Source organism: Rhodoferax sp. P2_H8_2 (genome assembly GCF_056403235.1).
In genome coordinates, this window is record NZ_JBFUFW010000010.1 from 89357 (window position 1) to 111941 (window position 22585).

Annotated in this window: 21 protein-coding genes; 8 read left to right on the plus strand and 13 right to left on the minus strand. The window is 59.9% G+C overall.

The annotated features are described in order from the left end of the window. Window positions 1-3 precede the first annotated feature (3 nt). Complete coding sequence (locus AC1DV6_RS16230) at window positions 4-1170, plus strand: glycosyltransferase family 4 protein (RefSeq protein WP_477979223.1); 1167 nt, start codon at window positions 4-6, stop codon at window positions 1168-1170. Window positions 1171-1181: 11 nt separating this feature from the next. Next, complete coding sequence (locus tag AC1DV6_RS16235; protein ID WP_477979225.1) at window positions 1182-1916, plus strand: DUF5672 family protein; 735 nt, start codon at window positions 1182-1184, stop codon at window positions 1914-1916. On the opposite strand, the gene AC1DV6_RS16240 is transcribed toward AC1DV6_RS16235, so the two are convergent. From AC1DV6_RS16240 to fliE, 13 genes are all read right to left on the minus strand, one after another. Further along, window positions 1913-3451, minus strand: coding sequence for a glycosyltransferase (locus AC1DV6_RS16240; RefSeq protein ID WP_477979227.1), 1539 nt, complete (start codon window positions 3449-3451; stop codon window positions 1913-1915). The two genes, AC1DV6_RS16235 and AC1DV6_RS16240, sit on opposite strands and share 4 nt — an antisense overlap. A gap of 21 nt (window positions 3452-3472) precedes the next feature. Further along, window positions 3473-4408: an FkbM family methyltransferase gene (locus tag AC1DV6_RS16245; RefSeq protein ID WP_477979229.1), complete on the minus strand. Its 936-nt coding sequence runs from the start codon at window positions 4406-4408 to the stop codon at window positions 3473-3475. 18 nt (window positions 4409-4426) lie between these two features. After that, window positions 4427-5485, minus strand: coding sequence for an NAD-dependent epimerase/dehydratase family protein (locus AC1DV6_RS16250; protein ID WP_477979231.1), 1059 nt, complete (start codon window positions 5483-5485; stop codon window positions 4427-4429). Window position 5486: 1 nt separating this feature from the next. Further along, a complete protein-coding gene (locus AC1DV6_RS16255; RefSeq protein ID WP_477979233.1) occupies window positions 5487-6275 on the minus strand; it encodes a glycosyltransferase family protein in 789 nt (262 codons plus the stop codon). Beyond that, entirely contained in the window at window positions 6272-7051 is a 780-nt protein-coding gene (locus AC1DV6_RS16260) for an inositol monophosphatase family protein (protein ID WP_477979234.1), read from the minus strand. The genes AC1DV6_RS16255 and AC1DV6_RS16260 overlap by 4 nt, the downstream gene beginning before the upstream one ends. Continuing rightward, the gene (locus tag AC1DV6_RS16265) at window positions 7051-8145 is read right to left on the minus strand and encodes a mannitol dehydrogenase family protein (protein ID WP_477979236.1); all 1095 of its coding nucleotides are present in this window, start codon (window positions 8143-8145) and stop codon (window positions 7051-7053) included. The genes AC1DV6_RS16260 and AC1DV6_RS16265 overlap by 1 nt, the downstream gene beginning before the upstream one ends. Window positions 8146-8171: 26 nt before the next feature. Next, window positions 8172-8930, minus strand: a complete 759-nt coding sequence (locus tag AC1DV6_RS16270; RefSeq protein WP_477979238.1) for an HpcH/HpaI aldolase family protein — start codon at window positions 8928-8930, stop codon at window positions 8172-8174. Between the two features lie 13 nt (window positions 8931-8943). Continuing rightward, window positions 8944-10728 carry a thiamine pyrophosphate-binding protein gene (locus tag AC1DV6_RS16275; protein WP_477979240.1) on the minus strand — a complete coding sequence of 595 codons (1785 nt, stop codon included), beginning with the start codon at window positions 10726-10728 and terminating at the stop codon, window positions 8944-8946. 25 nt (window positions 10729-10753) lie between these two features. Beyond that, window positions 10754-12277 (minus strand): UxaA family hydrolase, encoded by a 1524-nt coding sequence (locus tag AC1DV6_RS16280; RefSeq protein WP_477979242.1) that lies wholly within the window; start codon window positions 12275-12277, stop codon window positions 10754-10756. An 11-nt stretch (window positions 12278-12288) separates the two neighbouring features. Then, window positions 12289-13623 (minus strand): lipopolysaccharide biosynthesis protein RfbH, encoded by a 1335-nt coding sequence (gene rfbH / locus AC1DV6_RS16285; RefSeq protein ID WP_477979244.1) that lies wholly within the window; start codon window positions 13621-13623, stop codon window positions 12289-12291. A gap of 5 nt (window positions 13624-13628) precedes the next feature. Next, window positions 13629-14723 carry a CDP-glucose 4,6-dehydratase gene (gene rfbG / locus AC1DV6_RS16290; RefSeq protein WP_477979246.1) on the minus strand — a complete coding sequence of 365 codons (1095 nt, stop codon included), beginning with the start codon at window positions 14721-14723 and terminating at the stop codon, window positions 13629-13631. Continuing rightward, entirely contained in the window at window positions 14705-15478 is a 774-nt protein-coding gene (gene rfbF, locus AC1DV6_RS16295) for a glucose-1-phosphate cytidylyltransferase (RefSeq protein WP_477979248.1), read from the minus strand. The genes rfbG and rfbF overlap by 19 nt, the downstream gene beginning before the upstream one ends. Before the next feature lie 108 nt (window positions 15479-15586). After that, window positions 15587-15904 (minus strand): flagellar hook-basal body complex protein FliE, encoded by a 318-nt coding sequence (fliE, locus tag AC1DV6_RS16300; RefSeq protein ID WP_477979250.1) that lies wholly within the window; start codon window positions 15902-15904, stop codon window positions 15587-15589. 173 nt (window positions 15905-16077) lie between these two features. On the opposite strand from fliE, the gene fliF reads away from it, so the two are divergent. Genes fliF through AC1DV6_RS16330 form a run of 6 tightly spaced genes read left to right on the plus strand, consistent with a single transcriptional unit; the run spans window position 16078 to window position 22559 of the window. Continuing rightward, on the plus strand, window positions 16078-17778 hold the full coding sequence (gene fliF, locus AC1DV6_RS16305) for a flagellar basal-body MS-ring/collar protein FliF (RefSeq protein ID WP_477979252.1): 1701 nt from the start codon (window positions 16078-16080) through the stop codon (window positions 17776-17778). 21 nt (window positions 17779-17799) lie between these two features. Continuing rightward, window positions 17800-18801, plus strand: a complete 1002-nt coding sequence (fliG, locus tag AC1DV6_RS16310) for a flagellar motor switch protein FliG (RefSeq protein WP_477979254.1) — start codon at window positions 17800-17802, stop codon at window positions 18799-18801. Beyond that, window positions 18801-19511, plus strand: a complete 711-nt coding sequence (locus AC1DV6_RS16315; RefSeq protein WP_477979256.1) for a FliH/SctL family protein — start codon at window positions 18801-18803, stop codon at window positions 19509-19511. Before fliG ends, AC1DV6_RS16315 begins: the two co-directional genes overlap by 1 nt. After that, complete coding sequence (gene fliI / locus AC1DV6_RS16320; protein ID WP_477979258.1) at window positions 19498-20937, plus strand: flagellar protein export ATPase FliI; 1440 nt, start codon at window positions 19498-19500, stop codon at window positions 20935-20937. The genes AC1DV6_RS16315 and fliI overlap by 14 nt, the downstream gene beginning before the upstream one ends. Next, entirely contained in the window at window positions 20924-21397 is a 474-nt protein-coding gene (gene fliJ / locus AC1DV6_RS16325) for a flagellar export protein FliJ (protein WP_477979260.1), read from the plus strand. Before fliI ends, fliJ begins: the two co-directional genes overlap by 14 nt. After that, complete coding sequence (locus tag AC1DV6_RS16330) at window positions 21387-22559, plus strand: flagellar hook-length control protein FliK (protein WP_477979262.1); 1173 nt, start codon at window positions 21387-21389, stop codon at window positions 22557-22559. The genes fliJ and AC1DV6_RS16330 overlap by 11 nt, the downstream gene beginning before the upstream one ends. Window positions 22560-22585: the final 26 nt, after the last annotated feature.

Here is a 22585-nt window from a genome sequence, read left to right on the forward strand (position 1 = left end):
CGCATGTCCATTGAGAACGCACAGAAATCGCTGCTGATCCAAGGCTGGACTGGCATCAACCATTCCTATGCGATGGTGAACCAATACCAGCTCTTGTCATTGCAGCAGTTGCCAGGGCTTGCGCTGTGGCACCAGGATATGCCGCTGTTTGACACGCGCTGGACCAAGGATAAAAACGACTCTGGCTTCTCCGCTGCAGAGCAGGCGGCGATTGCCGCTATTCCCACGTGGGAGCGGCAGCCAGTGGACGCGGTCTACAAAATTCATTCCCCCAACTTGGTGGCCGCCAGTGCTGCCAGGGAGATTACCTTCCTGGTGACCGAGCTGGGCCTGGACGAGCGCAGCTTTGCGCCCGGCACCGATATCAATGCCTATGTGGCACAAGGCAACGTCATTGTGACCCCGTCGCAATGGAGCCGCGAGCGCATCATCGACTACGGCTTTTCACCGGAGAGTGTCTACGTCATTCCGCATGGCGTGGACACCAGTAAATTTGCGCCGTATGACGAGGCCCAGCGGCGCACGGCGCGCGAGTCCTTAGGGTATGCCGAAGACGACTGCGTGTTCCTGAATGTGGGCGCGCCGATCTGGAACAAGGGGCTGGACCTGATCATCCAAGCATTCTTCACGCTGCGCCAGACCAACAAGAAGGCGCGGCTCCTGATCAAAGACCAGCAGGCTCTGTACGGCCTTTCGTCGGTGCAAATGATCAAAAAGCTGTCCGACAGCGGTGCCATCACGATCGACAACGACAGTGTTGAGTCGATCCGCGTGCTGCCCCAAACCGTCAGCATTGCCCAGTTGTGCTCGTTGTACAACGTGGCCGATTGCTACCTCTCACCCTACCGGGCCGAAGGTTTCAATTTGCCGGTCATCGAGGCCATCGCCTGCGGCACGCCAGTCATCGTTACCGAAGGCGGGGCGACCGACGATTTTTGCAACCCATATGTCAGTCAGAAAATCCCCGGAAAGAAAGTCGTAAACACCGTGATCAACGACACCAAGATTGGCGCCTATGTTCAGCCTGACATGGACGCGCTGGTGCAGCTCATGCAATCGGCCAGCCATGTGCAGCCGCGCATGGGCCGCGACTTCTCGTTCGGCCGCTCCAGCATGCTGGAGCAGTTCCACTGGCAGCGCGCAGCCAGGCAAATCGTTTCGCTGATCTAGCGGGCACGGCAATGCGCCCCACCGTCGCACTGGCAATTGCCGACACAGAGTCCTATGTGCTGGCCAACAACGCGCTGCACGCCTGCACTTCCCGCTTCGATTTTCAAGCGGTCCATGTATTTACCGATGCGCATCAGTATTGGCCGCAGTACCAGGTGGCACAGATACCAAAAATCACCAGCATCGAAGACTACAACCAGCTGGTGCTGGGGCAGTTGCCCCAAGTCTGCCAGCAGGAGTTTTGCCTGGTCGTGCAGTTTGACGGTTTCATTCTGGATGCCGACAAATTCAGCGACGACTTTTTCCAATTTGATTACATAGGTGCAGTCTGGCCCGACTACCCCTATATGCGCGTCGGGAACGGCGGCTTTTCGTGGCGTTCCAAAAAACTGATGGAGGCAGTGGCCAGCCTGAGCCATTTGCGCGCGCCCGGGGAAGCTGAAGATCTGTTCATCTGCCGCACGCTTCGGGTACTGCTGGAGCAACGTTTTGGTTGTGTGTTCGCTGACGAAGCAACTGCGCAACGGTTTTCATATGAGATCGTTCCCAACGAGCAAACCGCGTTTGGTTTTCACGGCATCTTCAACCTGCCGCGGGTCTACCGGGACAATCTGGATTTCCTGGTCGAAAACCTGCCTGCGCGGATCCTGCGGGCCAAGATGCCGTATCTGCAATTTGGTGTGGCCCAGTTGGGGCCGGAGCAGCAACAGCGGTTCGCCGCGCTGGTCGCAAAAGCCGGGAGCTAACTGATCAGAGACTGCAACACAGCGTCGACATTGTCCACGGTCAGCGGCTGGTACAGGGCTTCATGCAGCCGCAGCACTTTCTCGTCGTCCAGACTGGCGAAATCGAAGTCCAGCAATTTGTCGATGACGGCCTCTGCAAACCGGTACTTGATGACCTTGGCTGGGTTGCCGCCGACCACCGCATAGGGTGGCACGTCGCGGGTGACCACGCTGCAGGCAGCGACGACGCAACCTTGCCCCAGGGTGACACCGGACAGAATAGTGGACTGATGCCCGATCCAGACGTCGTCTTTGACGACCACCGGCCCCTTGGTGACCGCGTCGTGCCCTCCCAAATACTTGGCTCGGAATGGATAAGTCGAAAGGCTTTGGGTATCGTGGTTTCCGCCCAGCAAAAAGGTCACATGGTCGGCGATAGAGACAAAGTTGCCTATCGTCAACTGCTCGTCGCCGCGCCCGAACACCCAGACATCCAGCGCGCCATAACTTCTTCGGCCGACCTGAATCCGGTTCAGATCCAACGGGCCATGCAACTGAACCAACCGGGTCTCGTTGTGTGGATTGATCTGCCGCCAGACCGCTGCAATTTGAGCATCACGCGAAAGCGGCGCGGGAGCGGACGCCGGCCCGGGTGACGTTGTGGGGGCTGCAAGGCGTTCCTCCACGGCACGATGGAAATAATCGTCGTGCAGATAGTCCTCCATGTGCTGCAGGAAATGGTCGCGGAGAAAGCCGTTGGAATGGTCGAAGTGGTAGGGCAGGATGTGCCTTAGCAGTAGTTCCTTCTTTTCCGCCTCGAATGTCTGGGCCCGCAGTTGGCCGGTGGGTAGATAGCGCTTGAGGATGGACAAATAATTTTTACCGAACACCTGCGCGATGTTGTAACCGCCCTTTTTGCCAACGTCCAGACTATCAAAATAGGCATCCATCAAAATGATGGCGCGTTTTCCTTGTTCCAGCAGTCTGAAGATGACGTCTGTCTGCACCAGCAGCAGCCCCGCGGCGCGCGAGAAATTCTCCATCGCCAGAAAGTCGCTGCGCCAAATACTGAAGCCACCTATCCAAGTCGAATAGAACGATGCGGTTTTGACAAACCCGTCGATGTCGTTGGCTACGACAATGGGGTTGCCGCTGAAGTTGTTGCCGTTGCTGAAAAAGATCAATGGCCTCTCTTCGGCCGTGGCGCGGACCACCTTCAAAATCTCCTGCAACGCGCCGTTGCGCACGACCAGGTTGTCATTGTGCAGTTTGAGTAGCTCACCGGTGGCCAGACTCAGTGCACTTTCAAAATTCGCGCTGACGTCAATCGCCGGCGCGTGCCTATGGTAGGTGACCTTTTGCGGGTGCTGAGCCTGGAACATGCTGGCGACGGCCTGTGTTTCGTCGCCGGAGCCGTTGTCGGTGATAACCACCTGGATCGCATCAGACTCCAGAAACGCCGCTTGTTGGCCTATGCTGGCAAGGGTCTGGGAGAGAAAAGCAGCGCGGTTATAGGTCGGGATGCAAATCGATAGTAGTGGCTTGGGCGTCGGCATGCACGGGTATCCGGGGTAGCGTCAAGTGGCCTGTTGGTAGCGCCGAATCAGGTCGGCATGCTTGGTCGAGTGCAGGAAGAAGAAGTTGGTCTCCCCGCTGACTTCGGTCATGGTTTCAAACGGCTTCAGGTGCGAGCCTTCCACCGAGAAACTGTTGTAGCCGCAGCGGTGGAAGAATTTGAAAATGTCGTTGGGGTCGTAGTTGAACTTGGCCGACCACTTGCGCAGAATTTCCGAGAACACGATGGGCAGGTCGCGCTCTATGGTCTGTTGCCCACCCTGGAATACCAGCAGCTCGGCGCCTTCCACATCACATTTGATGAAGTCCACATGTGTGCCGCTGCTCTGGGTGTAGCTGTCCAGCGTCTGCACCTGGCATTCCACGACTTCGACATCGTCACGCCCGCTCAGGTTCGCTGCGGAGGCATTGCCTGAACCTTCGGGGTAGTAGTAGAACGGGAACGAACCGGCCTTGTTGGAAAAACCGAAGTTGTGAGGTTGGATGTTGCTAATGTTGTTGATGGACAGGTTGGCCTGCAACTGCTTCCAGGTCTTGGGCAGAGGCTCGAAGCAATAGACCTGGGTGTTGCGTTGGGCGGTTGCGATGCGCAACGAATACCAGCCGATGTTGGCTCCAATGTCGAAGAAGTTGTCGCCGTCTTGTACCAAGGCTTCCATCATGTCGGACTCAGCTTTTTCATAGTCCAGGAAGTTCAGCGTTTCGATGGGCGCAATCCTGTGGTCAACGCTTCCGCAGACGATGCGTATGCCCCGGTCGCGCGAGGTCATGATGACCTTGCCATCCTCGATCTCGATCTTCTTGATATTGGTGCGCGCCAGATATGCCGCATAGTCGAACAGCCGTTGGTGCTGTTCCTCATACATGGTCTTGATGAAGGTGGGCTTGTCGATCTGTCCTTGCGCGAAGCGTTCGGCAGTGGACTGCAAGGTGTTCATGGTGCAGGCTTCCAGGGGTCAGGCAGTGTAGGAAAGAATGGTGCGCCTGAAGCCGGTGGCGATATCGGTCACCGGCGACCAGCCCAGCGCGCGCGCCTTGGCAATGCTGGGACAGGAGCGCATGATTGGGCTTTTCAAATAGGTGCTGCTGGACGACGGGATATCGAAGCGCACCGCAATACCGCGTTCAGGAAACAGGCCCGCCAATGTGCCGGCCAGATCGCGCATCGACACTTCCGCATCCGGGTTGGCGATGTTATAGGCCTGCGCGCTTTCACCTTTCAGCAATACGGTCAGAAAGCCCAGTGTCGCATCGGCGATGTAGCAAAACGGCCGCTGTGCCAGGCCATCGCTTTTTAGCACGATGTCGCGGTTGGCCACCACATCGGCGACGAAATCGGCAAACACACGGCCGTCGTCTAGCGCCATGCCGGGGCCGTAAGTATGAAAGGGGCGCACCACGCTGGCATGCAAGCCATGCTGCTGGGCCCATGCGCAGCACATGGTCTCGCCTAGGCGCTTACTCTCCGCATAGCAGGCGCGCACCTGCATCGGGTCCAGGTATCCGTAGTCGGTCTCGGTGACGGGTAGCTCGGTGTTCAATGGCACGCCATAGACTTCGCCGCTGCTGAAAAACAAAAAACCTTGCGCGTGGCTGCGCACAGAGTGATCCAACAAATGCTGGGTACCGGCGGCGTTGGCCATCAAGGTGCCGACAGGGTCCACGCCATAGTATTTGGGGCTGGCCTGGCTGGCCGCGTGGATGATGAAGTCGGCACGGGGAAAGTCGGCAGGCAGCGCCTGCGCCACGTCATACAGTACGAGCGAGAAGTGCGGGTTGGCTAGGCAGTCTTGCAAACGCGCGTTGACGCTGGTAATGCTGCGTGCCACACCCACAACGCGTAGGTCCAACTGATGCGCCCGGCCCACCGCGAGCAGCGCCTTCACTAGGTACGAAGCCAGAAAACCGGCTGCGCCGCTGACCAGCACGGTCTTGCCGTGCAGCCGCTCCCAGGGCAACGTGGCGGCGGCCAAATGCCCCAGGTCCTGTGAAACGATGGCGTGCGCAGCTTGCATCTCAGGCTGCCGAGTGCTCCAGCGCTTGTGCGATGCTTTGCAGCAAATCGAGATCACGTTCGCCGTCGCAGTAATGCCAAGCACCCTTGTGTTTAAAGGCGGCCAGTTGGCCAGCTGCTGCCAGGCGCTCCAGCGGCTGGTTTTCCAGCGCTACATCCGGCGTCAGGCCCCAAGCGGCATCCCAGATCGCTTGGTTGAAAAGGTAATAGCCGCCATTGATAAAAGTATTTTCAATCACTGGGCGTGGTGCGAATGCGCGTACCAGCGACTCGCCCTGGCGCATGCCCAGGATGCGAAAGCGCACTGGCGGACGGGCCGACAGCAGCGTGGCAATCAGCCTTTGCGAGGTGTGAAAACGCATCTCCGCGTCGAGGTCGACGTCGCTGAGCGTGTCGGAATAGGTCAGCGCAAAATGCGCTGCGCCATCCAGCCAAGGCTTGCACGACAGCAGGCGCTGCGCCGTGCTGGCCTGTGCATCAGTGGGCAGAAGGCGAACCTGGCAGGCGCTGCCGGCAATCTCGATGTCAAAGCACTGTGGGTCTTGTGCCTGCGCGTGTGCGCCCAGTGTCAGCAGCGCACCGCTGAAGCGCTCACTTTGAACACCGGTAGCCATGATGAATTGATGGGCGCCGTAGGCGGCGTAGTGCCGCAGCACCCACCAAAACAGCGGCTTGCCGCGCAAGCTCACCAAGGCCTTGTTGCTGGGGGCGTTGTCGCCCACCGCCACACTGCGGCCGCCGCACAAGACGGCCACCGGCACACCGTGGAATGCATTTTTATGGTTTTTCATGCCCCACTCCACAGGCCCTGAGCCTTGGCAAGTTGTGTCAAATGGGCCACCGCTTCGCCTGAGCCCACGCAATAGTCCAGCGTAAGGCAGCCGGGCTTGAACTGCAGTTGCCATGCGCAGCCGGCCGCCTTGGCAATCGCCAGCGCAGCGGCCACGTCCCAGATCTTGGCGCCAAAGCCATAGGCCAGTTGCAGCTTACCCGCTGCCGCCCAGCAGATATTCAGCGCCGAACTGCCGCTGCGCAAGCAGCCGCGGGTGCTTTCGTTGAGCGCCTGAAAAAGCAGGTACTGCTTGGCATCAGCGCGTGCACTGAAGCTGGCCGCTGCCAAACTATCTTGCAAGGGCTGGTGCAAATGTGCAATTGGCCGACCATTGAGCAAGGCGCGCTGCGGGTTCAGCGTGAAGTACAACTCATCGAGGGCAGGTGCACAGACCACGCCCAGATTGAAGCTGCCATTTTGAACCAGGCCGGCGCTGACTGCGTATTGCTGCAGGCCATGCGAGAAGTTTACTGTGCCGTCAATCGGATCGACTGCCCAAAACACATCCGGTGTGGACGCGGCTTGGATCTGTTCTTCCGAGACCACGGGAATCCCGGTGGCGATCAATTTTTCGGTCAGCAGCGCGCTGATATCCAGATCGGCCTGTGTGACGATGTCACGCAGGCTTCCCTTTTGGTTGAGGGATTGGCTGGTACTCGCGGTCTCGGCCAGCTTGGTGCCTGCCAGTACCGCAGCGACGGCGGTTTGAACCCATGCGTTGTATTCGGCGGACATCAGTGAGCCTCCTTCGCCAGTTCGCGCAGTTCGGCGGTGATGGCGCCCATCTTCTCGCGCAGCATCAGGTCCAGCGGCTCGCCCGGACGCAGGCCCAGCACATAGCGGTTGAAGCTGGCCGTGTCCATGGATTCGCGCATCAGGCCGATGTGGTGGTCGGGGTCGTGCACGTCCTCGAACAGCAGGGCGCCGACGATGCCCTTGAGTAGGTTGTTGGGCAGCACGCCCAGCGTCAGGCACATCTGCGCCGCGCCTATCAGGCGGCCGTGCAGCTCCAGCTTGCGCAGCGGCTCGCGCGCGACCCGGGCCACCGGGTCGAACAGCAGCTGGCAACGGAACCGCGCCAGCTCCTTCTGCGCGTACCACTCCAGAAAGTCGTGCGGAATGTCCCATTGCAATTTCAACGTCTGCAGCATTTCCGTCATCGCGCCTTCGACGATGGCCGCAGCCATGGGAGGGATCATCGCCTCGTGCACGTAGGTGCATCCCATCAGCGCGCCTAGGTAGGCGACGATGCAGTGCGGGGTGTTGTGCAGGTACAGTTTGGGGGTCCATTGCACGCGCAATAGTTCTTCGCGCGACATCCAGTGCATGGCGCCGTGCAAGCCGGCAGCGCCCTGTTCCACGAACTGCACACCGTTTTCAGTGGTGATGGCTAGCGGGTCCTTCGCCAGAAGATCGGCCGGGGCGGTGTTGGAAGTGATCACATCGGGCACGGCGAAGTACACGGCGTCATGCCCGACCACGCGTTTGGCCGCGGCGACGGTGTCAGGCTCGTTCTCGCACAGGATTAGCGGTATCTTCGAGCCGATAAAGGCTTGGGCGGCCTTGCTGACATTGCGCGGGCCGACCGAAAAGAAGCAGGCAACGGCATCCTGGTGGTCGCCCAGTACAAAGGTGTCGGGTGTATAGGCGGCCTGCACCTTGATGAAGCGGCTTTCATAGGTGTCGCCCTTAACGCGGTGCGTGGTGTAGCCGCCGTACTGATTCATCCGGTCGACGATGGCCGCGCTGTGGTCGATGAATATGAAGTCGTGCTTGGACTCATCCAAGGTCCAGGGCAAATAGCCGCGGCCAATTGCGCCAGCACCCATAAAAAGTATTTTTGTTTTCATAGCTCTTATTTGTTCAACAGGCCGCGGGCGGTGTGCATCAGCGATTGCGCCGCGCCTATGAAAACATTCAAGTCCGAGGCGTATTGCAAGAAGGATAGACCCTTGCCGGACCAGAATTCAATGCCTTCCAGCGTGTCCGTAAAGGTGCCCACGCCAATGCTACGTGCATTGCACAGCGCGATGATGCTTTCCATTGCAGCAACCACCTCGGGATCCCAAATGTTGCCAGGTTTCCCAAGCGACTGAGACAGGTCATAAGGGCCGATGAACAGCGAGGCACCGGGCGGCACGACATCAACGATCTCGTTCAGGTTGCCTAGCGCCTTCTTTCCTTCGATCTGCAGGATTAGCTGGTTGCCGGCATTGGCGGTTTGCAAATATTCGTCTTTGGGCAGTGCTGAAAAATCCGCGGCGCGCACAAAACGGCACAGGCCGCGCTCGCCGAGCGGCGAAAAATAACTGTGCTTGATTGCGTACAGCGCGTCTTCGCGGGTTTCCACATGAGGTACCTGGATGGATGCAATGTTCAGGTCGCGGCACCATTTGAAATAGGCATCGAGCTTTTGCGGGATGCGCACCACCAAGCGCAACTTGCGTCGTTCGGCGGCCAGCACCAGTGGGTACAGGTCGCGCGGGCCTAAGGGTGTGTGCTCCATGTCGATCACGGCGAAGTCCACGCCGGCAATGCCTATGGCCTCGATCATTTCGGGCTGCGGGCATTTGACAAATAGGCCGAGAGCGCAGGGAGTGGCGGAAATGGTCATGGTGCGATGCTCCTTATGCCGGCAACATAGGAATTATCATTTCGCGCGCCAGTTCCTCGGGCCTCAGGAATGGATAAAGATCTTCCAGCGGGGGCGACATCATGCGCCCGTCAGCCAGCACTTTGAGCGAGGATTTTGGAACCAGTTCTTGGAACTCCGACATCACGACTTCAGCAAACACGCTGCCGGGCGACGCCAGTACGTCCTGGATCCAAGCGTCCAGGCCTTGCGCGTTGTGGATGCGGCGGAATTCAAAACCAAAGGCCGGCGCAACGTCTGCGAAATCCGGAAAGCTGACGCCCGAAGCCGGGCCGGTGGCGCTGGCTTGGCCTGCGCTTTTGTACAGCGCATTGTGGGTGTGCTTGATAGTGAGGTAGCCGTTGTTGTTCAGCAAAAACATCTTGATCGGTAGACCCAGGTGCTTGGCAGTTTGCAGCTCCTGCAGGTTCATCATCAGTGAGCCTTCGCCACCGATGAACACAATGGGCCGTCCGGGCGTTGCACCCAATGCAGCACCGATGGCGCCTGGCAAACCGAAACCCATTTCACCCAGGCCGGTGGACGTCATCAGGCGTTGGCCATCTTTGATCCGGATGGTGGCGTGGGTGCAAGTCAGACTGGTGCCCATGTCAGTGACAATTACGCTGTCGGCGGGCAGGTGTTCGGACAGCCTGTCTATGAACCAATAGGAGTTGACCGGCGCTTGTGGGTCTTGGGGCGGCTGGCTCATCGGGTAGCGGTTGCGCCAGTCGCGGCATTTCTCAGTCCAAGCCGTCACTTGGGCGGATACTGGCTTGGCGTCCAACAGCGCAGTAATGAAGTCTTTCACATTCCCCCGCACCGGTACATCAATGTGGAATTTGAACTTGTCCATTTCGACCGGGTCGATTTCGACAATGACTTTTTTGGCCGCGCGGGCGAACTCGGCATCGTTGTAGCCGCGCTGCGGAATCGCCAGGCGCGTGCCAAGTGTGATTAACAGGTCGCAGTTTTGCAGCGCCAGATTGGCCCAACGTTGTCCGTAGGTTCCGGCGCGCCCCACATACAAAGGATGCGTGTCAGCGACTAGGTCGGCGGCCTGCCAGGACACCAGCGCGGGCACACCCAGGCGGTCCAGCAACTGTTTGAATTCTTCTTCGCAGCCGGCCAGCCGAATGCCGTGGCCTACCCACAGCAGCGGGCGTTCTGCGTTCTTCAGCAAGCCTAGCGCGGCTTCCGCTGCCTCTTGCATGGCCACTTGGGGTACTGCAGGGGCGGTGTAGCCGCGCAGCGCGGCCGGCTCGATGTCGGCCCATTGCACATCCTGCGGCACGTCGATCCAGACCGGGCCGGGGCGGCCACTGTGGGCCTCTTGAAAGGCTTGCTCCATCGCACAGCGGATATCGGCGGCGTGGGTGACGCAGGTCGCAAACTTGGTCACTGTGCTCATGATGCCGACCATGTCCAAGCCCTGCACGCCCTTGCCGCGCATCGCGTTGGGAGGCGACAGAAACTCTGCTTTTTCCTGGCCGGCGATGATGATGCAGGGTAGGGAATCCAGATGCGCGTCGGCCACAGAGATCAGCGTGTTGGCGGCGCCGGGTCCGCCGGTGACGACGCACACGGCTGGTTTGCCATTCATCCGCATTCGGGTAAGCGCGGCCATCACGGCGGCCTGTTCGTGGTGCGGGCACACATACTGGATGCCTGCCTCGCTGATCGATTCGATCAGGCGGATATTACCGGCACCGGTAATGGTGAAGACCAGGTCTACGTCTTGGTCACGTAAAAATTGGGCTATGTAGTCGCTGACTCTCATGCGGGGTTCGAAATCGAAAAATAGATCATAGGGTCGCGCCAAGTTGCCAAGGCACAAACTCGTTTTGGCCGTAGCCGTGCAATTCGCTTTTGGTCTTCTTGCCGGAGGCGGTGGCCAACAATTCTGCAAATATGCGCGCGCCCATCTCCGCCACTGAGCAGTCGCCGTCAATGATCTCCCCGCAATTGACATCGATGTCTTCGGCCTGGCGTTGCCACAGGGCGGAGTTGGTGGCCAGTTTGAGCGAAGGTGCCGGCGCACAACCGTAGGCCGAGCCGCGGCCGGTGGTAAAGCAAATCAGGTTGGCTCCGCCTGCGACCTGGCCGGTGGCGCTGACCGGGTCGTAGCCGGGGGTGTCCATGAACACGAAGCCGTGTGTATTGACCGGTTCGGCATATTCGAAGACGGCTTGCAAATTGGTCGTGCCGCCCTTCGCTACTGCACCCAGCGACTTTTCCAGAATCGTGGTCAGGCCGCCGGCCTTGTTGCCCGGTGCCGGGTTGTTGTTCATCTCGGCTTGGTTGACCCTGACGTACTCTTCCCACCAGTGGATGCGGTCGACCAGGCGTTGCCCGACAGCGGTGCTGATCGCGCGGCGTGTCAACAGGTGTTCGGCGCCATAGATCTCCGGCGTCTCGCTGAGAATTGCGGTGCCGCCATGGGCTACAAGCAGGTCGACCGCACTGCCCAGCGCCGGGTTGGCGCTGATGCCGGAATAGCCGTCTGAGCCGCCGCATTGCAGGCCGATAGTCAGGTGCTCGACGCCGCAGGCTTCGCGCTGCACTGCATTTGCCTTGGGCAAAAAGTCCTGGATGATGGCGATGCCTTGGGCCACCGCGCTGCGGGTGCCGCCCACGTCCTGGATATTGAAAGTCTTGAACGACTCGCCGGGCTGCAAGCCGCCGGCCAGCAGCAGGGTAGAGATTTGGTTGGCCTCGCAGCCCAAGCCGATCACCAGGATCGCAGCGAAGTTGGCGTGTAACGCATAACCGGCCAGTGTGCGCTGCAAAACCTGCATGCCCAGGCCCTGGTCGTCCATCCCGCATCCGGCGCCGTGGGTCAAGGCAACAACGCCATCGATGTTGGCAAACGCATGTAAGGGGCTGGCCGGGTTGCTACGTGAAAAATGATCGGCCACCGCGCGCGCCACCGTGGTCGAACAGTTCACGCTGGACAGGATGCCAATGTAGTTGCGGGTGGCAACCTTGCCGTGGGCGCGGCGTATACCCAGAAACTCGGCGTATTGTTGGACGGGTGCCGCAGCCAGGTCGGCGCCAAACGCATAGTCACGCTCAAATGCTCCCATGGTTAGGTTGTGGCTGTGTACGTGCTCTCCGGCTGCGATGGAGCGCGACGCAAATCCGATGATCTGGTTGTAGCGGCGCACCGGCGCGCCTGTATCTATGGCGCGCAGAGCGACCTTGTGGCCGGCCGGAATTAAGCCGCGCGCGGCGACACCCAAGGCCACGGTTCCGCCCACGAGCTGGCGCCGACAGATCGCGACATCGTCGGCCGGGTGCAGCAGTATCAGGGGATCGGAGGCGGACATGGTGGCAGGCTTTAGAAATCAACGCCCAAAAAGGTTTCTATCTTGCGCGCCGCAAACTCCAGCATATCGCGAGTCAGCGAGGGCTGCACACCGATCCAGAAGGTGTTGTTCATCACGTTGTCGGTATTCGTCAGGTCGCCACTGATGCGGTAATTCGCGCCCTGCATGTAAGGCTGGCGTGTCAGGTTCCCGGCAAACAGCAGTCGCGTGCCGACCTTGTTTTGGTCCAGATAGGTCAGCAGATCAAGCCGGCTGACGGGGCTGTTTTCTTTCAGCGTGATCGGGAAACCAAACCATGACGGGGCGGAGTGTTCGGTCGCCTGCGGCAGGTGCATGAACTCTTCGCAGGCCGCGAGCCGCTCTTTCAGGAACGCGAAATTGTCCTTGCGTGCCTGGATGAAGCGGGGTGCTTTCTCCAGTTGGGCCAGACCGCAGGCGGCCTGCATGTCGGTGATCTTCAGGTTGTAGCCCAGGTGGCTGTAGGTGTACTTGTGGTCGTAGCCGTCGGGCAGGCTGCCGCCGATTTCTTTGGCTGTCCAGCAAAAGCGCTTGTTGCAGGTGTTGTCCTTGCCGGGTGCGCAGTAGCAGTCGCGGCCCCAGTCGCGAAAGCTTTCGGCAATGCTTTTGAGCTCATCGTTGTTGGTGAACACCGCGCCGCCTTCGCCCATCGTGATGTGGTGCGCTGGATAGAACGACAGCGTAGCGATGTCGCCAAAGGTGCCGCACATCTGGCCGCGGTAGGTGCTGCCCAGCGCGTCGCAGCAGTCTTCTACCAGCCACAAGTTGTATTTCTTGCACAGGGCGACCACCACGTCCAGGTTGAACGGATTGCCCAGCGAGTGGGCCAGCATGATGGCCTTGGTCTTGGGGCCAATGGCTGCCTCAATCTTGTCGGCATCGATGTTATGGGTTAGTCGATCCACATCAACAAACACCGGCACCGCACCGAATTGCAGAATGGGATTGACCGTGGTGGGGAAGCCTGCGGCCACGCCAATCACTTCATCGCCTTGTTTGATCGCACGATCACCGAGGCGTGGCGAGGTCAATGTGCTGAATGCGACCAGATTCGCCGATGAACCGGAGTTCACTGTGATCAGGTGCTTGATGCCAATGAACGAGGCCAGCTTTTTTTCAAACTCGGCGTTGAAGCGTCCTGTGGTCAGCCAACCGTCCAGCGAAGCGTCCACCATGTATTGCAGTTCGCGCGCGTCCAGCAGCTTACCGGAAGGTGGTACGGCGCTGGCGCCGGGCAAGAAAGGCTGAGGCGTCAGCGTGATTGCGGCGTACTCCTCGACCAGGGCTTTGATTTGCGCCCGCAGGGCGATTGACTTCTGATTTTCCATGGGGCTTAAGAGGTGGTCGCCAGGGCTTGGTAGCCGCGAATTTGGGAGAGGGTGGCGGCGCGCATATCGGCGCCGTCCTGTTGCAGCCGCGCCCAGTCTACAGTCAGGCGCAGCGCGTCGGACAGCCGTAACAGCGGCATCCACGGCAGGCGCGCGCGCGCTTTGGAGATGTCCAATTTCAGATAGTGCGCTTCGTGCGGGTGTTCGCCTGCATCGGCGACCCAGGCTGCCTGGTGGCCCCAGAGCCGGATCAATTCTTCGGCAATCCAGCCTACAGGTCTGGCATCCTCGTCCAGCGGACCAAAGTTCCAGGCTTCGGCAAAGGTCGGGCCTTCTGTATATAGACGCTCCGCAAGTAGGAGATAACCGCGCAGTGGCTCCAGCACGTGTTGCCATGGGCGGATCGCATGCGGGTTGCGAATGCGCGCCGGTGTGCCGGACTGCAATGCGCCCAGCATGTCGGGCACCAGCCGGTCGGCGGCCCAATCACCACCACCTATCACATTGCCCGCACGTGCGGAGGCCAGTGCGACGCCATGTCGTTTGTGCTGTGCCGGGTTGAAGAACGAGTTTCGGTATGCGGCGGTGACCAGCTCAGATGCGCCCTTGCTGTTGCTGTAGGGGTCGTAACCACCCAGCGCATCGCTCTCACGGTAGCCCCAGTCCCACTCCCGGTTTTCATAGCATTTGTCGGTGGTGACATTCACGACCGCGCGCACGCTGGGTGTCTGGCGCACCGCTTCGAGCAGGTGCACCGTGCCCATCACATTGGTGGCGTAAGTGGCGACCGGATCGTCGTAGGACGCGCGCACCAGAGGTTGGGCCGCCAAGTGCAGCACGACTTCCGGCTGGGCCTGTTGAAGGGCCTTTGACAGGGTCGCCAGGTCGCATACATCGCCAATCTGCGATTGCATGCCGCGCTCGACTTGTGCCAGGGTAAACAGGTTGGGATCAGAAGGCGGTGCCAGCGCGTAACCGCTGACTTCGGCGCCCAAATCCTGCAGCCATAGCGACAGCCAGCTGCCCTTGAAGCCGGTGTGGCCCGTCAGGAATATACGGCGACCACGCCAGAAGTCCGGATTCACGCCCAGACCTTCCATGGAGCCTTGCCACTGGCCCACAACTCATCGAGGTAGGTCTTGTCGCGCAAGGTGTCCATTGGTTGCCAAAAGCCCGTGTGCTCAAACGCGGCGAGTTGCCCGCCTTGGGCCAGTGTTTCCAGCGGCTCGCGTTCCCAGACCGATTGGTCGTCTTCCACCAGACTCAGAACCTCGGGCGACAGCACGAAGAAGCCGCCATTGATCATGGCGCCGTCGCCCTTGGGTTTTTCCCGGAACGATCCGACCCGCTGGTTCTGGATGTCGAGTGCGCCAAAGCGCCCCGGCGGATAGGTTGCAGTCAGGGTTGCCTGCAGGCCGTGGGCTTGGTGGAACGCGATCAGCGCGCCAATATTTACATCGCTCACGCCGTCGCCATAGGTCAGGCAAAACGGTTCGTCCGGATTGAGATAGCTGCCAATGCGCTTGATGCGTCCGCCGGTCATGGTGTCGGCACCCGTGTCCACCAGCGTTACCTTCCAGGGCTCGGACTTGCGCTGGTGTACCTGCATGCTGTTGTTAGCCAAATCGAAGGTGATGTCCGACATGTGCAGGAAGTAGTTGGCAAAGTACTCCTTGATCATGTAGCCCTTGTAGCCGCAGCAGACGATGAAGTCGTTGATCCCGTAATGGGAGTAGATCTTCATGATGTGCCATAAAACAGGCATGCCGCCGATTTCGATCATCGGTTTCGGTTTGAGGTGGGTTTCCTCGGAAATACGGGTTCCGAGGCCACCGGCGAGGATGACGGCTTTCACTAGAAGGCTTTCATTTGCTGGACATGCTATTCATTTTATAGCTGCTTACGCACGTTTTTCGGGCCTTGGGGGCATATTTGCTCCCCAAAGCATTGAGGAACATGGGCTTCAAACCTGCATGTTCATGATGTCAGTGTAAGCCTGCACCATGCGGTTTCGGACGTGCAGTGTGGCCTGAAAGCCGATCTGGGCTTTTTGGATCGCCACCATGGTCTCTTCCAGGCTGACTTTGGGGTTTTCCAGTTGAACTTCCTGTTGCAGGCGGGTCGCTTCGTTCTGGGATGCGCTGACGGCGGTCAGGGCATTCTTTAGGGCGCCGGAAAAGCCCCCCGAGTCCTTTTCGGCGCCAATGGACGGCGTGGCTCGGGTGAGCGCTCCCGGACGGATGCCGGTCGGCATGGAGACGGGGGTGAGCTTCAGATCCACGGCAGGTCCTTCAAAAATGGCATGCGCAATGCTATTGCCGCACTTGGGCAAACATTAATTTGAATTGGTGGGGATAAAGGGTGCTTTTCATCCTAATGTTTTGGGAGCAGCCCCGAATAATCAATCCCAGTCACAGGGCGTACCGCGCCTTGTATGTCTTACCGGAACACCCAATGGCCGACGTCGCGACCCTTCCTGTCAATACCATCAGCGTGAATCCCACCATTGCGCAGCGCTTTGCTGCGCTGGAACAGGGGCAGCGCATGCGCCTGGCGCTGGGTGCGGTGTTGTTTGTGGCGATTGCCGTGATCGGCCTCGTGATGGGGCGCCAGGCTGACTGGCGGGTGCTGTATTCCAATCTGGCCGACAAGGATGGCGGTGCGGTGATCGCGCAGCTGACCACGCTGAATATCCCGTACAAGTACACCGAAGGCGGCGGCGCCATTCTGGTGCCGGCAGACCGCGTGCACGACGTGCGCCTGAAGATGGCGGCGCTGGGGCTGCCCAAGGGTTCGGTAGCGGGTTTCGAGATGATGGAGTCCAACCGCTTTGGTATGACCCAGTTCCAGGAGCGGCTGACGTTTCAGCGTGGGCTGGAAGGTGAGCTGACCCGCTCTATTCAAGCTTTGTCGTCGGTCGAGAGTGCGCGCGTGCACTTGGCGCTGCCAAATCAGAATGGATTCTTCCGCGAGCAGCAAAAACCATCGGCCTCCATTTTGCTGAGCCTGCGCGCCGGCCGTGCGCTGGACCGCACCCAACTGGCAGGCATCGTGCATTTGGTGGCTTCCAGCGTGCCGGAAATGAACCCGTCTGCCGTGAGCGTGCTGGACGATACCGGGAAGCTGCTGTCGCAATCGCCGGACAGCGCAGGCAGTGTAGATGCGGAACAACTGCAGTACGTGCAACAGATTGAACAGGCCTATAGCCGCCGGATTCTCGACATTCTTGAGCCGGTGGTCGGCAAGCAAAACGTCAAAGCCCAGGTCACTGCTGAGCTGGATTTCTCCCAAACCGAATCCACAACCGAAACGCATAAACCCAATCAGACGCCCGACAGCAGTGCGGTGCGCAGCCAGCAAATGGTGGAAAGCAGCAACGGCGGCACTGCGACACCGCCCTCCGGTGTTCCCGGTGCAACCACTAACCAACCCCCATCGCCCCCTGCAGCGCCGATCAACGGGCAGGCGCAGCCATTGGCGGCCAGTGGTCAGGGCGCAGGCGCTGCCGGCTCAGGTGGCGCATCCAAGAAAGAATCCATCATCAATTACGAGGTCGACAAGACCGTCAAGGTGACCAAGGGCGCCACCGGTGTGGTCAAGCGGGTGAATGCCGCTGTCGTGTTGAACAACCAGACTGTCACCGACGACAAGGGCAAAACCACCAGCACGCCGCTGTCCGAGGCCCAGCTGGAAAAAATGACGGCGTTGGTACGCGAAGCCGTGGGCTTCAACAAGGACCGTGGCGACTCCGTCAACCTGATGAACGCACCGTTTGCGAAGGTTGCCGACGAAAACCTGGAAATACCACTGTGGCGCCAGCCGCAGGTTCTTGAGACTGCCCGCAGCTTTGCCTGGCCATTGGGCACGCTGGCCCTCGCTGCATTGGTATTGCTGGGCGTCATTCGCCCCGCTTTGAAGGGTCTGTCTCAACAGCAGATCGCGACCAGTACCAGTTCCGATCTGAGTGGCTCGCAGCTGGATGCGCTGGAGTCCGAACAACCGGATCGTCCGCAGTTGTCAGGGCCTGCGGTAGATCCTGCGCAGGCAACGGCTTCCGAGCTGCGGCTGGAAGACGCCCGCAAACTCACGCGCGACAACCCGGCCGCGGTGGCAAATATCGTCAAGTCCTGGATTAACGGCGAGGCGGCCGCTTGAAGCTAGGCGCAAAATAACACCATGGCACAAGACGACGGACTACAAGACGCGGCAGTTCTGATGATGTCACTCGGTGAGGCCGAGGCATCGGAAGTGTTCAAGCATCTGTCACCCAAAGAGGTGCAGAAGCTGGGCGAAGCCATTGCCAAAACCACGCAAATTACCCGAGAACGGGTGGATGAGGTGGTCGACAAGTTCACCGGCATTGCGGCGTCGCAAAGCTTGCTGGTGTCCAACTCGGGCGACTACGTGCGGTCTGTACTGAAACTGGCGCTGGGCGACGACAAGGCGGCGTTGCTGATTGACCGCATCTTGCAGGGCGGTGACGTTTCCGGCATCGAGAGTCTGAAATGGATGGACCCGTTGTCGGTGGCTGAATTGCTGCGCAATGAGCACCCGCAAATCGTGGCAGCCATTCTGGTTCACCTGGAGTATGACCAAACCGCCGACGTGCTGAAACACCTGACCGAGCGCCAGCGCAATGAAGTCATGTTGCGGGTGGCGACGATGGAAGGTATTCAGCCGACTGCGCTGAAGGACCTGAATGAAGTGCTGTTCAAGGTTCTCGCAGGCGGTGACAAGATCCGCAAGGCTTCACTGGGCGGTATCAAGACGGCAGCGGAAATCATCAATTTGATGGGTACCGCGATCGAGGGCACTGTGATCGAGTCCATCCGCAGCCACGACGCCGATCTGGCCCAGAAGATCATGGACAAGATGTTCGTGTTCGACGATGTCATCAAACTGGACGACAAGGCGGTCCAGATGGTGCTCAAGGAAGTGTCTTCCGATGTGCTCATCGTGGCACTCAAGGGCGCCCAACCCGAGCTCAAGGAAAAGATTCTGGCGAACATGTCTTCCCGTGCAGCGGCAACCCTGCGCGAAGATCTGGAATCGCGTGGCCCGATGCGCTTGTCCGAAGTGGAAGCGCAGCAGAAGGAAATTCTCAAGACCGTGCGCCGTCTGGCGGACGAAGGACAGATTGTCATCGGCGGTGGGGGTGGCGACGACGCCATGGTCTGATGAGCCGCGTCCATTCACGCATCACCCCCAGCGACCAGGTCGGCCCCGCAGTCGATTGGCAGTTTGCCGCCGTAGACCAGGCTGCCCTGCGCTTTGCAGCCAAATTGAAGGCGCAAGCCGAAGCAGAAGACCAGCACCGGGCCGATACTGCGCGCAAAGCCGGGTTTGATGAAGGCTACAACAAGGGGTTTTCTGAGGGCTATGCCCAGGCACACGCTGCGGCCACGCTGGAAGGGGATCGCAAGATCGCTGAATACATCTCCAACCAAGGCGCAGAGTCAGCCCGCGCCTTTGCCAGTCTGCTGGCGACCAGCCATGAACAAATCAACGCTTCCGAACAGCAGATGGCAGAAGGCTTGCTGGAACTGGCCTGTGGACTGGCCCGCCAAGTGCTGCTGCACGAACTGGCGGTGAACCCCAATGCCGTGCTGCCAGTGGTACGGGAGTCGCTGGCCATTCTGATCGCGGACGCCAAAACGGCACTGGTGCGTTTGGCGCCTTCGGATGTGGACGTCATCGAGCCTGTGCTGCGCGAAGAGTTCCCTGGGCTGGCGATCAAACTGTTGCCTGACAGCAGCGTGCAAGCCGGCGGATGCCAGGTGGAGTCTGCCGGTACGGTCGTGGATGGTCGAGTGGAAACCCGTTGGAATCGGGTCGTGGCCCGTCTGGGGCTGGAATCGGCTTGGGAGGTTCCCGATGCAGCCGAATGAAGCCGCTACCGGCCCTGTTGATGCCTCCGCTAAATGGGGGCAGTTTCTGTCGGGCGCTGCCCAAAACGCTGCTCGTGGCAATGCGCTGGAAGTTCGCGGCACGCTGACACGCTTGGCGGGCCTGGTGCTGGAGGCCAGTGGCATTCGCGTGCCCGTGGGTTCGCAGTGCACGGTGGGTATGCAAAACGGTGCAGATGTATTGGCCGAAGTGGTCGGATTCTCTGGCAGCACAGCTTTTCTGATGCCGGCAGGTGATGTCCATGGATTAACCAGCGGCGCGGCAGTGACCCCGGCTGCCGCCTATGTGCCAGTACCGCAGTTGTCCACGGTGGGTATGCCTGCGCATGCCGCAGATGCGGGTGTCTTGAGGCTGCCTTTGGGTGATGGCCTGCTGGGGCGTGTGGTCGATTCGCAAGGCGCACCGCTGGACCGCATGGGGCCGATTCGGCATGTGACCTCCCGTCCTATGGATCGCCAGCCTATCAATGCGATGGACCGGGCGCCAGTGCGGCAAAGCCTTGATACCGGGGTGCGCGCCATCAACGCTTTGTTATCGGTGGGCCGTGGTCAACGGATTGGCTTATTCGCCGGGTCGGGCGTTGGCAAGAGCGTGTTGCTCGGCATGATGGCTCGCTACACCCAAGCCGACGTGATCGTGGTGGGCTTGATAGGCGAACGGGGCCGAGAAGTCAAAGAATTCATTGAAGATATTCTGGGCGAAGAAGGTCGAGCGCGCTCCGTGGTGGTGGCAGCTCCGGCAGACGCCCCGCCATTGCTGCGCATGCAGGGCGCGTCTTACGCCACAGCGATTGCCGAGAGTTTTCGCGACCAGGGCAAGCATGTCTTGCTGCTGATGGATTCGTTAACCCGCTATGCCATGGCGCAGCGCGAGATTGCGCTGGCAATTGGTGAGCCGCCTGCCACCAAGGGCTATCCGCCGTCGTGCTTTGCCAAGATGCCCCAATTGGTGGAGCGTAGCGGCAACGGCCTCCATGGCGTGGGTTCCATCACGGCTTTCTATACGGTGCTGACAGAAGGCGATGACCAGCAGGACCCTATTGCCGATGCGGCGCGGGCCATTCTGGATGGCCACATCGTGTTATCGCGCCGCCTTGCTGAGTCGGGCCACTACCCGGCGATTGATGTGGAGCAATCCACCTCGCGCGTGATGCACAACGTCGTGTCACGCGAACATTTTGAGCTGGCGCGACGCTTCCGCTCGATTTATTCCCGCTACGAACGCAGCAGAGATCTGGTGCAGATCGGTGCTTACGCAGCGGGCTCGGATCCTGCTCTGGACGAGGCCATTGCGCTGCATGCCAGCATGGAGCATTTCCTGCAGCAGGATATGTATGAACCTTCCAGTTTTGACGCGGTGACCGGTGCGATGGCGGCGGCGATGGAGATGGACCATGCACCGGCTTAATGGAATCGCATTGGCTGTGGAACACGCGCAACGACAGCGCGATCGTCTGGCGGAGGCGCATGCGAACACCCAGCGCACGCTGGCTGACGCACACGTCCAGTTGGAGCAGTTGCAGACTTATGCACGCGACACCGATGCCCGCTGGATTGGCGCGTCGGGTAGTGCCTATTCAGCGGAGGTTCTGCACCACTACTACCAGTTCGGCGGGCGTCTGCAGCAAGCGATTCAAATGCAGAACGGCGTGATCGCTGGCTTAATCAACGCCGTGGCCGAGGCGCACGCAGCACTGTTGCAAGGCGAATTTCGTCTTGCGGCGATTCAGAAACTCTATTCGACCCGGCTGCATCAAATCCAGCAGATGAAGAACCGCAGGGAGCAAATCCAGTTCGATGAACTGGCCACGATGCAATTCCTGCGCGTCCGCAAAACACTGAACACAGGAGTCCTCGATGGCACTTGAAATTGCGCCTGCACCGGCCAAAGCCAGTCCGGCAAAATCCACGGCACAAACAGCCGCCGGCCGCAATGATTCGGCGGACCGTACGGCAAAATCTGCTGGCCATGGCCAGAGCGGCCAAGCCAAAGATCCTGCCGGATTTCTGGCTTTGTTAATGGGGCTGGGCCAGGAACCATCGCCCGATGCGTCCGCCGATCCCGCCGCGCTTGCTTCCGATGCAGCCGAGCCAGATGCCAAAGATTTGAGTGCCGATTTGGCGGTGGCCTTGCCGGTCGCTGCTATTGCAACACCGGTTACCGATACAGCCACCCTGCCTGGAATTGCGCTGACTGAGTCGCACCGGTTTCAAGGTCATGCCGACGACAAGGCAGGCGAGTCTGCGGACGCATTGACGTTGGAAACATCTGACAAAGCGGCTGCAGGAGGACGTCGCCGTGCGGCGCTCCTGGCTGACACGTCCGGGCCTATGGGCACGCAGCAATTGCAAACAGAAACCCCCAAAGAGCCCTCCGCCAAACTGGCAGAGCTGACAGCGGCGCGCGAGGGCAAGGCCGCAATGACTGCCAGCCAGCCGGAAATGCCTTCGTTGCCGATACCCGCATCATTGCAGGCCCCCCTCTCCGGCGAAGAAGCCCGCAAGGCCACGCATGTGATGCAGGCCAAGGTCGAGGTCGCTGACAACCTAGTGGTATTGTCCTCTGGGTTATCTGGCGCCCTGTCCACCAGCGGTGTCGGGGATGTCGGTCCATCTGGCAGTGCCGCGCAGTTTCAGTCTGTCGTGGCGCAGGAGGTCGCATATTACGTTTCGCAGGATGTGCAGAGCGCAGAGATGAAACTTGAAGGCGTGGGCGGCGGGCCAGTGGAAGTCAGCATCAACATGCAGGGCAAAGAGGCCCAGGTCGTGTTCCGCACCGATGAAATTCAGACCCGCGAGATGCTGGAAGGCGCTACGGCCCAGCTCAAGGACATGCTCCAGCAGCAGGGCGTGGTGTTGACCGGCGTGTTTGTCGGCAGCTCGGGCGCGGGCGACGCCGGGCAGCAGCAGGAGCGCAAGTTTCGCCAGGGCACACGCTCCGAGACCACATTGCGCATCGCGACGCCAGAAGTGCGTGGCGCAGGCGTATCGGCGACTGGAGTGGGGCGCACACTGGACTTGTATGTTTGACGTGTTTTTTGTGTCTATTCAACCCT

Coding starts and splice junctions, on each gene's coding strand:
- AC1DV6_RS16230 (WP_477979223.1), top strand. CDS start 4: ATGTCCATTGAGAACGCACAGAAATCGCTGCTGATCCAAGGCTGGACT.
- AC1DV6_RS16235 (WP_477979225.1), top strand. CDS start 1,182: ATGCGCCCCACCGTCGCACTGGCAATTGCCGACACAGAGTCCTATGTG.
- AC1DV6_RS16240 (WP_477979227.1), bottom strand. CDS start 3,451: ATGCCGACGCCCAAGCCACTACTATCGATTTGCATCCCGACCTATAAC.
- AC1DV6_RS16245 (WP_477979229.1), bottom strand. CDS start 4,408: ATGAACACCTTGCAGTCCACTGCCGAACGCTTCGCGCAAGGACAGATC.
- AC1DV6_RS16250 (WP_477979231.1), bottom strand. CDS start 5,485: ATGCAAGCTGCGCACGCCATCGTTTCACAGGACCTGGGGCATTTGGCC.
- AC1DV6_RS16255 (WP_477979233.1), bottom strand. CDS start 6,275: ATGAAAAACCATAAAAATGCATTCCACGGTGTGCCGGTGGCCGTCTTG.
- AC1DV6_RS16260 (WP_477979234.1), bottom strand. CDS start 7,051: ATGTCCGCCGAATACAACGCATGGGTTCAAACCGCCGTCGCTGCGGTA.
- AC1DV6_RS16265 (WP_477979236.1), bottom strand. CDS start 8,145: ATGGGTGCTGGCGCAATTGGCCGCGGCTATTTGCCCTGGACCTTGGAT.
- AC1DV6_RS16270 (WP_477979238.1), bottom strand. CDS start 8,930: ATGACCATTTCCGCCACTCCCTGCGCTCTCGGCCTATTTGTCAAATGC.
- AC1DV6_RS16275 (WP_477979240.1), bottom strand. CDS start 10,728: ATGAGAGTCAGCGACTACATAGCCCAATTTTTACGTGACCAAGACGTA.
- AC1DV6_RS16280 (WP_477979242.1), bottom strand. CDS start 12,277: ATGTCCGCCTCCGATCCCCTGATACTGCTGCACCCGGCCGACGATGTC.
- rfbH (WP_477979244.1), bottom strand. CDS start 13,623: ATGGAAAATCAGAAGTCAATCGCCCTGCGGGCGCAAATCAAAGCCCTG.
- rfbG (WP_477979246.1), bottom strand. CDS start 14,723: ATGGAAGGTCTGGGCGTGAATCCGGACTTCTGGCGTGGTCGCCGTATA.
- fliF (WP_477979252.1), top strand. CDS start 16,078: ATGGCCGACGTCGCGACCCTTCCTGTCAATACCATCAGCGTGAATCCC.
- fliG (WP_477979254.1), top strand. CDS start 17,800: ATGGCACAAGACGACGGACTACAAGACGCGGCAGTTCTGATGATGTCA.
- AC1DV6_RS16315 (WP_477979256.1), top strand. CDS start 18,801: ATGAGCCGCGTCCATTCACGCATCACCCCCAGCGACCAGGTCGGCCCC.
- fliI (WP_477979258.1), top strand. CDS start 19,498: ATGCAGCCGAATGAAGCCGCTACCGGCCCTGTTGATGCCTCCGCTAAA.
- fliJ (WP_477979260.1), top strand. CDS start 20,924: ATGCACCGGCTTAATGGAATCGCATTGGCTGTGGAACACGCGCAACGA.
- AC1DV6_RS16330 (WP_477979262.1), top strand. CDS start 21,387: ATGGCACTTGAAATTGCGCCTGCACCGGCCAAAGCCAGTCCGGCAAAA.